This window comes from Actinomyces sp. HMSC08A09 (assembly GCF_001807465.1).
Classification (GTDB): domain Bacteria; phylum Actinomycetota; class Actinomycetes; order Actinomycetales; family Actinomycetaceae; genus Actinomyces; species Actinomyces oris.
In genome coordinates this window covers 115,919-116,365 of sequence record NZ_KV789096.1, presented here as the reverse complement: position 1 = coordinate 116,365, position 447 = coordinate 115,919, and positions in this window count along the sequence as shown.

Sequence of the window (447 nt, the reverse complement as noted above, 5' to 3'; positions counted from 1 at the left end):
ATGAAGTGCAGTTCCCGAAGGAACTGCGACATCGCGCGCCCCAGCGCTCCAAGCGACTCGTGCCGCCTCAATGAAGTGCAGTTCCCGATCGAACTGCGACGTCTGAATCTGGCGCAGGTTCTCCGACACCATCCGGCCTCAATGAAGTGCAGTTCCCGAAGGAATTGCGACTTGGGGTATCGGGTTCGTTCCCGATGGCTTAAGTGCCTCAATGAAGTGCAGTTCCCGAAAGAACTGCGACGTCCGCAACGACGCCCGCACCGATAGGTCTCACCTGCCTCAATGAAGTGCAGTTCCCGAAGGACCTACAACGACTTCGTGATCGTCAAGGCCACCGAGGACGACGACCCTCAATGAAGTGCAGTTCGCGAAGAAACTGCGACTTGACGTCCTGCACCCACCCGGCTGAGGGGTCGGCGCCTCAATGAAGTGCAGTTCCCGAAGGAA